Source organism: Aquidulcibacter paucihalophilus, assembly GCA_030285985.1.
In the GTDB taxonomy this organism is placed as follows: Bacteria; Pseudomonadota; Alphaproteobacteria; order Caulobacterales; family Caulobacteraceae; genus Brevundimonas.
Genome location: CP127384.1, coordinates 2,982,182 through 2,995,028 on the forward strand (window position 1 = coordinate 2,982,182; position 12,847 = coordinate 2,995,028).

At 68.4% G+C, this 12,847-nt stretch carries 14 protein-coding genes; 9 read left to right on the top strand and 5 right to left on the bottom strand.

What is annotated here, in order from left to right:
- The first annotated feature begins 90 nt into the window (after positions 1-90).
- Genes KB221_14750 through thrS form a run of 4 tightly spaced genes read left to right on the top strand, consistent with a single transcriptional unit; the run spans position 91 to position 3,604 of the window.
- Entirely contained in the window at positions 91-897 is an 807-nt protein-coding gene (locus tag KB221_14750) for a tetratricopeptide repeat protein (protein ID WIY69312.1), read from the top strand.
- A gap of 17 nt (positions 898-914) precedes the next feature.
- Positions 915-1,385, top strand: a complete 471-nt coding sequence (locus KB221_14755) for an iron-sulfur cluster assembly scaffold protein (GenBank protein WIY69313.1) — start codon at positions 915-917, stop codon at positions 1,383-1,385.
- 45 nt (positions 1,386-1,430) lie between these two features.
- The gene (gene yidD, locus KB221_14760; protein ID WIY69314.1) at positions 1,431-1,682 is read left to right on the top strand and encodes a membrane protein insertion efficiency factor YidD; all 252 of its coding nucleotides are present in this window, start codon (positions 1,431-1,433) and stop codon (positions 1,680-1,682) included.
- On the top strand, positions 1,679-3,604 hold the full coding sequence (gene thrS / locus KB221_14765; protein ID WIY69315.1) for a threonine--tRNA ligase: 1,926 nt from the start codon (positions 1,679-1,681) through the stop codon (positions 3,602-3,604). Before yidD ends, thrS begins: the two co-directional genes overlap by 4 nt.
- A gap of 73 nt (positions 3,605-3,677) precedes the next feature.
- On the opposite strand, the gene phnE is transcribed toward thrS, so the two are convergent.
- Genes phnE through phnC form a run of 3 tightly spaced genes read right to left on the bottom strand, consistent with a single transcriptional unit; the run spans position 3,678 to position 6,282 of the window.
- Positions 3,678-4,496 carry a phosphonate ABC transporter, permease protein PhnE gene (gene phnE, locus KB221_14770; protein ID WIY69316.1) on the bottom strand — a complete coding sequence of 273 codons (819 nt, stop codon included), beginning with the start codon at positions 4,494-4,496 and terminating at the stop codon, positions 3,678-3,680.
- Positions 4,493-5,488 (bottom strand): phosphate/phosphite/phosphonate ABC transporter substrate-binding protein, encoded by a 996-nt coding sequence (phnD, locus tag KB221_14775; GenBank protein WIY69317.1) that lies wholly within the window; start codon positions 5,486-5,488, stop codon positions 4,493-4,495. The genes phnE and phnD overlap by 4 nt, the downstream gene beginning before the upstream one ends.
- A complete protein-coding gene (gene phnC, locus KB221_14780) occupies positions 5,485-6,282 on the bottom strand; it encodes a phosphonate ABC transporter ATP-binding protein (protein ID WIY69318.1) in 798 nt (265 codons plus the stop codon). The genes phnD and phnC overlap by 4 nt, the downstream gene beginning before the upstream one ends.
- Positions 6,283-6,635: 353 nt before the next feature.
- Between phnC and KB221_14785 the strand changes: the two genes are divergently transcribed.
- From KB221_14785 to KB221_14805, 5 genes are all read left to right on the top strand, one after another.
- Positions 6,636-7,901, top strand: coding sequence for a type III PLP-dependent enzyme (locus KB221_14785; protein ID WIY69319.1), 1,266 nt, complete (start codon positions 6,636-6,638; stop codon positions 7,899-7,901).
- 99 nt (positions 7,902-8,000) lie between these two features.
- Positions 8,001-9,053: a deoxyhypusine synthase gene (locus tag KB221_14790; GenBank protein WIY69320.1), complete on the top strand. Its 1,053-nt coding sequence runs from the start codon at positions 8,001-8,003 to the stop codon at positions 9,051-9,053.
- Between the two features lie 105 nt (positions 9,054-9,158).
- Positions 9,159-9,509 (top strand): ribonuclease, encoded by a 351-nt coding sequence (locus tag KB221_14795; protein ID WIY69321.1) that lies wholly within the window; start codon positions 9,159-9,161, stop codon positions 9,507-9,509.
- Between the two features lie 108 nt (positions 9,510-9,617).
- Positions 9,618-10,106, top strand: a complete 489-nt coding sequence (locus tag KB221_14800) for a hypothetical protein (protein ID WIY69322.1) — start codon at positions 9,618-9,620, stop codon at positions 10,104-10,106.
- Positions 10,103-10,882 carry a PA-phosphatase gene (locus KB221_14805; GenBank protein ID WIY69323.1) on the top strand — a complete coding sequence of 260 codons (780 nt, stop codon included), beginning with the start codon at positions 10,103-10,105 and terminating at the stop codon, positions 10,880-10,882. Before KB221_14800 ends, KB221_14805 begins: the two co-directional genes overlap by 4 nt.
- Here the strand turns inward: KB221_14805 and aguB are convergent.
- Positions 10,863-11,732, bottom strand: a complete 870-nt coding sequence (gene aguB, locus KB221_14810; protein WIY69324.1) for an N-carbamoylputrescine amidase — start codon at positions 11,730-11,732, stop codon at positions 10,863-10,865. The two genes, KB221_14805 and aguB, sit on opposite strands and share 20 nt — an antisense overlap.
- Positions 11,732-12,736, bottom strand: a complete 1,005-nt coding sequence (locus KB221_14815) for an agmatine deiminase family protein (protein ID WIY69325.1) — start codon at positions 12,734-12,736, stop codon at positions 11,732-11,734. Before KB221_14815 ends, aguB begins: the two co-directional genes overlap by 1 nt.
- Positions 12,737-12,847 lie beyond the last annotated feature (111 nt).

Genomic DNA, 12,847 nt, shown 5'->3' on the forward strand with positions numbered 1-12,847 from the left:
CGACGGCCTTTCCGGCCGGAGACGGCCGATCTTAACCAAGGATTGACGAGAAAGGCCGAGTCTCGGGTCGAACCTTCCGGAGCGCCTTCCATGTCGCGCACGACCGCCCGTATCGCAACCGTCGCCCTTCTGCTGACCGGCATTGCCGCGCCTGTGATGGCGGATCCCGTGGTCGCGCCGCCCGCCCAGACGCCGGTGGGACGCCAGCCCGCCACGGCCGAGGTCCGCGCCGCCTATGAGCGCACCGACGCGCTGAGCCGCCAGATCTTCTGGGCCGACCAGGCTGACATCGACCCGATGGACCCCGTCGCGGGCGTGAGGGCGGCCCAGGCGCTGCGCGAACTCGGCCGGTTCGACCAGGCCGCCGAGATGGCCAGCCGGGTACTGGTCGTCCAGCCCGCCAATATCGACGCCATGCTGGAGCTCGGGCGGGCCCATATCGCCCGCGGTCAGGCCTTCTACGGCATCGCGGCGCTGGAAGGCGCGCGCGACGCCCGCCCCTCGGACTGGCGGTCCTGGTCCCTGCTGGGCGCAGCCTATGAGCAGGTGCGGCGTCCCGACGACGCCCGCGCGGCCTGGGCCCAGGCGCTGACCCTGTCACCCGACAATCCCGACGTCCTGTCCAATATGGCGATGTCCGCAATGACGCGCGGGGATGCTGCCGGGGCCGAGCCCCTGCTGCGCCGCGCCGTGGCCCAGCCGGGTGCCTCGCTGAAGGTGCGGCTCAACCTGGCCATGGTGCTGGGGCTGACGGGCAAGCTGGCCGAAGCGGAGCAGATGCTGCGCCGCGACCTGCCGCCCGAGGCCGCCGACCGCAACCTGGCCTGGCTGCGCGAACGCGCCGGCGGGACCGGCGTGGACCAGGCCCGCACCTGGGGGTCGCTCCAGGGCGGCTGATCGCCTATATTCCGCCCATGATCGATGAGCTCTACAGCGCGCGCATCCTCAAGCTGGCGGCCAATCTGCCGCACAGCGGACGGCTGGCCGCGCCCGAGGGCACGGGCGAGCGGGTTGCCAGACTGTGCGGCTCGAAAGCGATCGTCGATGTGACACTGGATGATGCCGGTCGGGTCGAGACCTTCGCCCAGGACGTCAAGGCCTGCGCGCTCGGCCAGGCGGCGGCGGGCGTGCTCGGCGAGGTCGTCATCGGGGCGACGCTGGAGGAGATCACCGCCGCGCGCGACGCCATGTCGGCCATGCTCAAGGCCGGCGGCGAGGGTCCGACGGGCCGGTTTGAAGGCCTGCGCGCCCTGAAACAGGTCGCCGACTACCCGGCGCGCCACGCCTCGACCATGGTCGCCATTGAGGCGACGCTGGACGCTGTGCGGCAGGCGATGGCGCGGGACCGGGCGGATACGCGAACTAGCCTCGCCGGCGCGGCCTGAAGCCCCGTTGCCCCCGCGGCCTTCGCGAGGGATAAGCGCGGCGACATGGCATCCGGCGGAACTCTCTATGAACGCGGCGTACGGCTGGCCCATCGGGGCTACAAGCTGACGCTGTCGCCCCTGATCGGGCAGTCGTGCCGGTTCCGGCCGACCTGCTCGGACTACGGGCGGGACGCGCTGATCCAGCACGGACCGCTCAAGGGGGGATGGCTCACGGCCAAACGCCTCTGCAAATGCCAACCCTTCGGCGAAGGCTGGAAATACGATCCGGTACCGCCCGCAAAGACGAAGACATGATCGACCTCAAATTCCCCGACGGCGCCGCGCGCCAGTATCCCGACGACGCCACGGGCCGTGACGTCGCCGCCTCCATCTCGCCGTCGCTGGCCAAGCGCGCGGCCCTGGTCGCCCTGAACGGCGAGCAGCGCGATCTCGACCGCCCGCTGGGCGGCTCCGGCGACTTCAAGCTGATCATGCGCGACGATCCGGAGGCGCTTGAGACCATCCGCCACGACGCCGCCCACGTGCTGGCCCAGGCCGTGCAGGAGCTGTTCCCCGGCACCCAGGTGACCATCGGCCCGGCGATCGAGGACGGCTTCTATTACGACTTCCACCGCGAGGAGCCGTTCTCGACGGACGACTTCGCCGCCATCGAAAAGAAGATGGCCGAGATCGTCGACCGCGACGAAAAGCTGGTCCGTCAGGTCTGGGACCGGGACGAGGCGATCAGGCTGTTCGAGGCCAAGGGCGAGACGTTCAAGGCCGAGCTGATCCGCGACCTGCCGGGGACGGAGACGATCACCACCTATGCCACGGGCAACTGGGTCGACCTGTGCCGCGGGCCGCATTTCCCCTCGACGAAGTTCGTCGGCAAGGCCTTCAAACTGACCAAGCTGGCGGGCGCCTACTGGCGCGGCGACCATCGCAATCCGCAGCTGCAGCGCATCTATGCGACGGCCTGGGCCTCGAAAGAGGACCTCGACGCCTATCTGCTGCGCGTCGAGGAGGCGGAGAAGCGCGACCACCGCCGCATAGGCAAGGCCATGGGCCTGTTCCACATGCAGGAGGAAGGCCGCGGCATGGTCTTCTGGCACCCCAAGGGCTGGATCCTGTGGCGCGTGCTGGAGGCCTATATGCGCCGCCGGCTGGACGCCGCCGGCTATGTCGAGGTCAAGACGCCCCAGGTGCTGGACCGGACCTTCTGGGAGAAGTCGGGCCACTGGGAGAAATACCGCCCCAACATGTTCGTCTGCGAGACGGTCGAGGGCGAGACCCTGTCCCTCAAGCCGATGAACTGCCCGGGCCACGTGCAGATCTTCGACCAGGGCCAGCGGTCCTATCGCGAACTGCCGCTGCGCATGGCCGAGTTCGGGGCCTGCCACCGCTATGAGCCGTCGGGGGCCCTGCACGGCCTGATGCGGGTGCGCGGCTTCACCCAGGACGACGCCCACATCTTCTGCCGCGAGGACCAGATCGTCGAGGAGACGGAACGGTTCATCCGCCTGACCCAGATCATCCACGCCGACCTCGGCATGACGACGCACGAGATCGCCCTGGCTACCCGGCCCGAGGTCCGCGCCGGCACGGACGAGTTCTGGGACAAGGCCGAGGCCATGCTGGGCGAGGCCGCGCGTCTGGCCGGGGTCGACCCGGTCATCGCCGAGGGCGACGGTGCCTTCTACGCGCCCAAGCTGGACTTCATCGTCAAGGACGCCATCGGCCGGACCTGGACCTGCGGCACGCTGCAGCTCGACTATGTCCTGCCGGAACGTCTGAACGCCGAATACATCGGTGAGGACGGCCAGAAGCACCGGCCCGTCATGCTGCACCGGGCGATCCTCGGCTCGTTCGAGCGGTTCATCGGCATCATGATCGAGAACTACGCCGGGGCCTTCCCGCTGTGGCTGGCACCGACGCAGGTCGTGGTGGCGACCATCGTCTCGGAGGCCGACGACTACGCCCGTGACGTGGTCGAGAAGCTGAAGGCCGCGGGCCTGCGCGCCGAGACCGACCTGCGCAACGAGAAGGTCGGCTACAAGGTCCGCGAACACTCCGTCGGCAAGGTCCCGGTCATTGCCGTGGTCGGCAAGAACGAGGCCGAAGCGGGCACGGTGGCCATCCGCCGTCTGGGCTCCCAGGCGCAGGAAGTGGTGTCGCTGGACGAGGCGATCCGCATCCTCACCGAAGAGGCCACACCGCCGGATCTACGCCCGGCCTGATCGGGTCCGGAAAGAAAGAAGCCCGCCCCCGCGATCGCGGAGGCGGGCTTTTCAATGGGCGGTGCAGCCCCTGTTACAGCAGGCGTTTGCGCATGGCCTGGGACAGCATGTCGATCAGGGTCACGGCGATGACGACCACGACGACGATGGCCGAGACGTCCTGGAACTTGAAGGCGTTCATGGCGTCGAACAGCACTGCGCCGATACCGCCGGCGCCGATCAGGCCCAGCACGGTCGCCGAGCGGCTGTTGGATTCGAACCGATAGAGGGCGAACGAGGTCCAGAGCGGTGCGACCTGCGGGATCACGCCCCAGACGATCTCGTGCAGCTTGGAGGCGCCGGTAGCGCGCACGCCCTCGACCGGACCCTTGTCGATGGATTCGACCGCCTCGGAGAACAGTTTGGCCAGCACCCCGGCGGTGTTCAGGGCAATGGCGAGCACCCCCGCCAGCGGCCCGAGGCCGACGGCAACGACGAACAGCAGGCCGATGACCAGATCGGGGATCGAGCGCAGCAGGTTCATGACCCAGCGCATGGGCGTGACGACCCAGAACGGGGCGATATTGCGGGCCGCTGCCAAACCCATCGGGACGGCGGCGAAGACGGCGATGAAGGTGCCCCAGAGGGCGATCTGCACCGTCTCCCACATCTTGGCGACGAAGAGCTTCCAGTTGGTGAAGTCCGGACGAAGCAGCTCGCGGGCGAAATTCTGGGTGTTCTCGTTGTTGCTGAACAGCTTGGTGACATTGGCCAGTTCGACCGGCGCGAAGCTGTAGATCAGCAGGGCAGCGACGCCTCCCCAGATCAGGATGTCGAGCACCCATGCCCCCGCCGATTTTGTCGGCGGATTGGGAATGGCCGTTGCGGCAGGCTTGGCGGCGGCGTCGGTCAAGGCTGGACCTCGCGCAGGGTGCGCAACCGCTGCAGCTCACGCTCGGCGGTCGCGACTGCGGCGGCATCGCCCTTGGCGCGCGCTTCGTTCAGCTTCTGGTCGGCAACCATTTCGCGGATCGGGTTGAGATAGCTGTCATCGGCCGCGTTGAAGCGGGAGTATTCCAGCCCGGCCAGAACCTGGCGCTGGCGCTCAGCCTCGACGGTGTCGCCCTGGCCGTAGGTCAGGAAGAAGCTGCGGATCTTCTCCTTCAGAACCGGATCGAGATCCTCGCGCACCAGAATTCCGCTCTCCGGGATCGGCGGCGACTGCCAGATTTCCTGAATCTGGGCGGCGATCCGGGGATTCTGCTTGGTCATGAAGACGGTATTGACCGTGTTCGAGGTGGCCACGTCCAGCTGTCCGGAAGCGACGCCGAACGCGTTCGACTGGTGGTTGGCCGAGCGGACGTTTCTGAAGCACCGGGCCGGGACGATGTTGCGCGGATTGAACAGGAAGGCCATCGGGGCGAGCGTGCCCGAGGTGGACTGCGCATCGCCGATGCCGAAGTCGTAGCGCTGGCCGCAGGCCATGACCTGATCGAGCGTAATGCCCGAGCCCGCGCGCACGATCAGGGTCGAGCGATAGCTGTCCATGCCTTCACGATTGACCGTGCGGGCGATGACTTCGGCGTCGGCCCGGTCAATGGCCTCCACCGCCGGCTTGGCCGAGAACCAGGCAACCTGGGTCTGGTTGCCGCGCATGGCCTCGACCAGCACGGTGTAGTTCGAGCCGAAATAGGGCTTCACCTCGACGCCGATGGCCTTTGACATGTCGTCCAGCAGCGGCTGCCACAGGGGGCCGGCCGAGGCCTGGCCTTCAGCCGACAGGATCGAGAAGGTGATTTCGGTCGGCGCGGCGCCGGCCTTTTCATCGCCACCGCCGCACGAGGCGACGCCGAGGACGAGAGCGGCGGCGAGGGCCAGCCGGCGGGTGAACAGGGGCAGGGTCATGCCTTGGTTTCCCAGAACGCGTCCTCGAACTCGGGACCGTAGATGTCGATCAATTGCTTCGTATCCAGGCCTGTCGCCGGGCCGTCATAGACGATCTGGCCGGCCTTCAGGGCGATGACGCGGTCGCAGTAGCGGATGGCGTAGTCGACCTGGTGCAGGGTGACGATGACGCCGAAACCGTCACGCTTGTTCAGCTCGACCAGCAGTTCCATGACCTTCCGGGCCGAGACGGGGTCGAGCGAGGCGACGGGCTCGTCGGCGAGGATGGCCTTGGCGCCCTGGACCATGGCGCGGGCGATGGCGCCGCGCTGCTGCTGGCCGCCGGACAGGGTGTTGGCGCGCTGGGCGGCGTAGTCCGAGACGCCGACGCGGTGCAGGGCCGCCATGGCGCGCTGCTTGTCCTCGGTGGGCCAGACGCCGAGCAGGCCCTTCCAGCCGGGGATCCGGCCGAGCGCGCCCAGCATGACGTTGGAGAACAGCGACAGCCGGCCGACCAGATTGAACTGCTGGAAGATCATGCCCAGCTTCTGGCGCGCCGCGCGGGTCGCCCCGGTGGTGCGGCCGTTCTTCTGCACGACCTCGCCGAAGACGCTGATCGTGCCCTTGCCGGAATCAATGGTCTGCAGGCCCGTGATCGAACGCAGGAGCGTCGACTTGCCCGACCCCGAGGGGCCGATGAGGGCGACCATTTCTCCGGCCCCGACCTCGACGGACACGCCGTTCAGGGCCTTTCGGGCGCCGAAAGTCTTGGACACATCCTTCACGGACGCGACGGCGGCGGCAGCTGAGGTCATGGACACGCTGGAGGCGGTTGAAGGGGCGCGCCGCATCGCCTGATCAGGCCCGCGAGGCAAGTCTTAATGGCACGTCCACGAGGTTTTCGTCCAGCGGAACGGCAGGCGGCGATGTCCTGCGGACGGCGGCAGCCCACAGCGCGGGCCTCGTCGGGACGAGGCGCGGTGCGTACCGGCGCAGTCTGTCAGTCCGGACCCTGACGAATCCCCCGCAAACTCAAGGCCCGCCTGCAAAAAACCGCTTTACATGACAGTCCGGTGACCCTACATCGCGGCTTCCGGCGGACCCCGTAGGTCTTCACGTTGCGCTGCTAACGCCGGCTGGGTTTAACAATTACAGGGGTTTACGTGAATTGCGCACGTATCATTTTCCCCTGGACCTGGTCCGCGAGCGGTCCCCTGAACGTCCTGTCGCACTCGTGCGGCCGCGTTCGGTTTCCGTAGCGGCGCGCTGGTTCCAGGACAATCTGAAAGCCGACGTCTTCTATGCGGTGAAGGCCAATCCCTCGCGGTGGGTCATCGAGACCCTCGTGGAGGCTGGTGTCACCGGCTTTGACGTCGCCTCGCTGGGCGAGATCGAACTGGTCCGTTCGGTCAGCCCCGACGCGCGTCTGGCGTTCATGCACCCGGTCAAGAGCCGCGGCGCGATCACCAAGGCCTATTTCGAGCACGGCGTCCGCACCTTCTCGCTGGACAGCCATGACGAGCTGGCCAAGATCCTCGACTCCACCGGCAATGCGACCGATCTGAACCTGCTGGTCCGGATGACGGTCTCGGCGGACGGCGCAGCCTATTCCCTGTCGGGCAAGTTCGGCGTCTCGGTCGACCAGGCGCCGTCCCTGCTGCTGGCCACCCGCCAGGCGGTCAAGGACGGCCTGATGGGCGTCTGCTTCCATGTCGGTTCGCAATGCATGCGTCCGTCCGCCTATGAGGCCGCCATGGCCCAGGTCGGTCGCGCCATCAGCCGTGCCGGCGTGTTCGTGGACATCGTCGATGTCGGCGGCGGCTTCCCCTCGGTCTATCCGGGCATGGTCCCGCCGGACATGCAGGAATACGCCGACGCCATCCATCGCGGCTTCAACGAGATGCCGGTGTCGGAAACGACCGAGCTGTGGTGCGAACCCGGCCGGGCGCTGGTCGCCGAGGCCTCCTCGGTCCTGTGCCGGGTCGATCTGCGCAAGGGCGACGCCCTGTATCTGAACGACGGCTCCTACGGCTCGCTGTTCGACGCGACCCATTCGCGCTGGCCCTTCCCGACCAAGCTGGTCCGGGACGGTGCCTCGTCCAATGAGCTCAAGCCGTTCCGCTTCTACGGCCCGACCTGCGACTCCATCGACCACATGCCGGGACCGTTCTGGCTGCCGGCCGATGTGCAGGAAGGCGACTTCATCGAGATCGGCATGCTCGGTGCCTATGGCGTCGCCATGTCGACCGGCTTCAACGGCTATGGCGAGCACGATATCGCCGGCGTCGAGGATGCTCCGATGGCCTCGCTCTACGGCCTGGCACCCCGCTCCATCCCGACGGTTCGCACCTCGGCGGAAGAGCAGGCCCGCAAGGTCGTTCGCCTGTCGCGTCCCAAGGGCAAGGCCGGCCAGCGGAAGAAGTCGCGGCGCTAAACCGTCGCTATTGCGTTGTAATCAGCAGCGGCCCGTCGCTCCGTCCGGGCCGCTGTTTCTTTTGACGACGGGCGCTCAAATCAAAGGGAAACCCTTGCAATGAACGCTCCCGTTCAGACCAACCAGAAGGCCCAGCTGCTCCAGAACACGGTGGAGCACGTCGACATCACCTCGTTCGACGCCCGTCCGATCATCGACAGCATGCGCAAGATGTCGTTCTCGAGCCGCGACACGGCCCGGGCCGCCGACATCTTCAACATGGCCATCGAGGACAAGGACTGCTCGCCGTGGCTGATCCTGGCCGGTTCGACCTCGGCCGGCGGCTGCATGCATGTGTACCGCGACATGGTGAAGTTCGGCATGATCGACGCCGTGGTCGCCACCGGCGCCTCGATCGTCGACATGGATTTCTTCGAGGCCCTCGGTTTCAAACACTACCAGGCCGCCGGCGAGGTGGACGACAACGTCCTGCGCGACAACTACATCGACCGGATCTACGACACCTATATCGACGAGGAAGAGCTCCAGGCCTGCGACCACACCATCCTGGAGATCTGCAACCAGCTGGAGCCGCGCGGCTATTCCTCGCGCGAGTTCATCTGGGAGATGGGCAAGTGGCTGTCGGAAGGGAATGCCAAGAAGCCCGGTTCGCTGATCCAGACCGCCTATGAAGAGGGCGTGCCGATCTTCTGCCCGGCCTTCGTCGACAGCTCGGCCGGCTTCGGCCTGGTCAAGCACCAGAAGGAGCGGATGGCCGCGGGCAAGCCCTATCTGATGATCGACGCGGTCGCCGACTTCCGCGAACTGACCGACATCAAGATCGCCGCGGGCGTCACCGGCCTGTTCATGGTCGGCGGCGGCGTGCCGAAGAATTTTGCCCAGGACACGGTCGTCTGCGCCGAGATCCTCGGCGTCGAGGCCGAGATGCACCGCTATGCGGTCCAGATCACGGTCGCCGACGTGCGCGACGGCGCCTGCTCGTCATCGACGCTCAAGGAAGCCGCCTCCTGGGGCAAGGTCCAGACCACGCACGAGCAGATGGTCTTCGCCGAAGCCACCACGGTCGTGCCGCTGATCGGCTCGGACGCCTATCACCGCGGGACCTGGAAGAACCGCGACAAGCGCCGCTGGAACAAGCTGTTCGGCAAGTAAGCCGATACGGACGTACGAGACGGAGGGCCGGGATCGCATCCCGGCCCTTTTCGTATGCGGAACCCGGCTGCGTCCCACCCGCTTCTTCACTGAAGGAGCTTGACCATGACCGACCCCAACCAGACCGCCGACGCGCGCGAGGCCGAGGACCTGGGCGAAAAGCCCGATACGGGCCGGACGCCGGACGCCCTGACCGAGGCCCTGTCGGGTAGCGACATGGGGTCTGACACCCGCGCCGGCTCGCTGCAGGGCGGGGCCGCGACCGGGTCGGAGATCGATCCTGACCAGGACACGGTCAATGAGGCGCTCGCCAGCGAGGGCAAGGCCTCCAGCGCATCGGCCGCCGCCACGAAGGCCGATCCGGACCCGGTCAAGAACACCGGCGAGGACGCGACCGGGAACGAGGGCGAGTCCGCCGACAGCGGCGGAGGCGAGGCCGACGCAGCGACCGGGTGACCCCTGCGTCATCCGCGCCTTGGCGAAGGCGCGAACCCGCCTTGCCGCCGCCGCAGGCTTGGGCCACGGTGCCGCCACCAACGACAGTCTCTTCAAGGACGATACGGGATGAAGCGCACGCTCGCGGCCGCCGCACTGATGGCGGCCCTGGCCCTGGCCGGTTGCAGCCAGGCCCCCGCGGATGAGGCTCCGGCCGTCGCTGAGGCCGCTCCGGCGGCAGACGCCGCAGCCCCGGCCGCGGCCGCGCCGGCGGCACCCGCAAGCGCAGCGGCCCCGGCGGCCCCCGGCGCCCCCGCCTTCGCCGTCGTCTATCCGGGCGGCGCGGCCCAAGGCCCCGCCACCGTCGCACGCGGTCCGGACGGGCCAGGCGGCATTCTGAGCTTCACCACGGACGCCACGCCCGACGCCGTGATCGACTTCTATCGCCAACGCGCCGAGGCCGCCGGCCTGGCATCGGTCATGGCCATGAACACGGGTGACGCCCGCGCCTACGGCGCCGCGGCCAGCGACGGCAGCGGCAAGCTGCTGCGCGTCGTCGCCACCCCGGTCGAAGACGGCCCGACCAGCGTCCAGCTGGACTGGACCGCCGGCCGGTGAAATCCGCCGCCGTCCTGGCCGCCTGCCTCCTGATGGGCGGGTGCGCCACGGCCGGTCGGCCCGTCGTCGCGCTCGCGCCGGTCGAAGGCTATCTCGACCGTGCCGCCGTCACAGCCGTCGCGGCGCAATTCTCCCCCTCCCCCATGGATCCCCGGGCCGGGCAGGCCGCGTTCGCTTCGGTCGAACCGGGCACGGACCGCTGGTGGCTGGCGACCGCCCAGGCCGAGCTGCGGCCGCCCGAGGCCGCCCAGCATTTCGACTGCGTCCTAGGTACGCGTCTGGCAGAGTCGCCGCGCCCCGCCCTGACGCGGCTGATGAACCGGCTGCTGATCGATTCAGCGAGCGTGGCCAGTGCGCTGGCCGAGCGCGCGCCGCGACGGCGGCCCGTCGCCGATCAGCCGGACCTGCAGACCTGCGTGCGTATGGACGAGTCGGTACGCAACAGCCCCTCATGGCCGGCGGGCGGAGCGGTCGCCGGGGCCGCCTATGGCGAGATGTTTGCGGCGCTGGCGCCCGATCAGGCGGAGGCGGCGCGACGGCGCGGGCGCGACATCGGCGAGAGCCGGGCCCTGTGCCGCGTCAACTGGCAGGCCGATGTGACCGACGGCCTGCAGATCGGCCGGACCGTCTATGAACGCGCCGCCGTCACCCCGGAATTCGCCGCCGATCTGGACGCCGCACGGGCGGAAGTCGCGGCCGCGCGCGCCGAGGGCCTGACCAATCCCGGCTGCGCGGCGGAGCGCCGGGCGCTGGGTCCTACGCCGGTCGGGGGCTGACCAGCGAGCCGTAGAGATCGGTGCGCCGGTCGCGGAAGAAGCCCCAGGCGGCGCGGTGGCGGTCGATGTAGTCGAGGTCGAAGGTATGGACCAGGGCCCCCTCCTCCGCGCGGCCGAAGCTCTCGACCAGATCGCCGCGGTGATCGGCGATGAAGGATGAGCCGTAGAAGACCTGTCCGGCCTCATTGACCTGTTCATGGCCGATGCGGTTGGCGCCGATGACCGGCACGACGTTCGAGACGGCATGGCCCTGCATGGCGCGACGCCAGGGCTCGGCGGTGTCCAGTTCCTTGTCGTGCGGCTCGGAGCCAATGGCGGTCGGGTACATCAGCACCTCGGCCCCCTGCAGCATCATCGCCCGCGCCGTCTCCGGGTACCACTGGTCCCAGCAGATGCCGACGCCGATGCGGCCGTGGCGGGTGTTCCAGACCTTGAAGCCGGTGTCGCCGGGCCGGAAATAGTATTTCTCCTGATAGCCGGGGCCGTCGGGGATGTGGCTCTTGCGGTAGACGCCCAGGGCTGCGCCGTCGGCGTCGAGCATGACCATCGAGTTGAAATAGTGCGGCCCCTCGCGCTCGAAGATCGAGACGGGGATGGCAACGCCCAGTTCCGCCGCAACGGGCTGCAGCGCCGTGACGCAGGGGTGCTCGCGCCACGGATAGGCGGTCCCGAACCAGCGCTCCTCCTGCGAGACGCAGAAATACGGCCCCTGGAAGAGCTCGCTGGGCAGGATGACCTGGGCGCCGCGGCCGGCGGCATCGCGGATCAGGGCGATCGTCTTGTCGATATTGGCCTGAAGGTCCTCGCCGTATGAGGTCTGCAAGGCGGCGACGGAGATCGTGCGGGACATCAGGCAGGCTCCTGCTGGGAGATGCAGTGGAAGGATCCGCCGCCGGACAGGATGGCGATGGAGGACAGGGGGATGATCTCGCGGTCCGGGAAGACCGTCTTCAGGCCCTGGCAAACCAGGTCGACGGCGCGCGCATTGCCGTAGTCCGGCACGATCACGGCGCCGTTGGCGATGAGGAAATTCATGTGGCTGGCCGGAATGGGCTTTTCGTCCTCGTCGCCGATGAAGCCGGGCGACGGCAGGCGCAGCAGTTTGAGCGGCGCACCGGTCGCATCCGTCATCTCCGACAGCGCCTTTGCCACGGCGTCATAGACCTCATCATTCGGATCGCCGCGGCCCCAGGCGATCGGGCAGGCGACGACGCCCGGCGCGACGAAGCGGGCGAGGTTGTCGACGTGGCCGTCGGTGTGGTCGTTCAGCAGGCCGTCACCGAGCCACAGCACCTGCCGCGCGCCAAGGGACGCCGTCAGCGCCGCCTCGGCCGCGGCCTCGGTCCAGCCGGGGTTGCGGTTGGGGTTCAGCAGGCACTGACGGGTGGTGACGATGGTCCCCTGCCCGTCGTGATCCAGCGCCCCGCCCTCGAGAATGAAGTCGCGACGGTCCAGCGCCACGCCGGACGCAGCACCGATCTGGTCGGCCACCGTGTCGTCGTGCTTGAGCTCATACTTCCCGCCCCAGCCGTTGAAGCGGAAGGCGGCGGCGCTCCCAGACCCGGCACCGAAGATCGGACCGGTGTCGCGCAGCCAGATGTCGCCGAACCGGCCGTCGATGATCTCGACATTGGCAACCCCGGCGAAGCGGGCCCGGGCGTCGTCGAGGGCCTCAGGCTTTCCGACCATCAGCTTGACCGTCTCGCGGCCCGGCCCGGCGAGGGCGCGAACGAGGGCCTCGACCTCGGCCTGGGCCGGTTCAAGGTTTTCCTCCCACAGCTCACCGTGGCTGGGCCAGCCGACCCACATCGCGCGATGCGGCGACCATTCGGCGGGGATGGGAGTCGCAGTCATGAGCGGGGAAACATCCTCGGTGTGAACGGGCTGGCTGCGCCAGATAGACACCCCGGTCCGCGACTTCAACGGAGCAGGTCAAAAGCAGCCACGCACAAAAGAAAGGGGCGG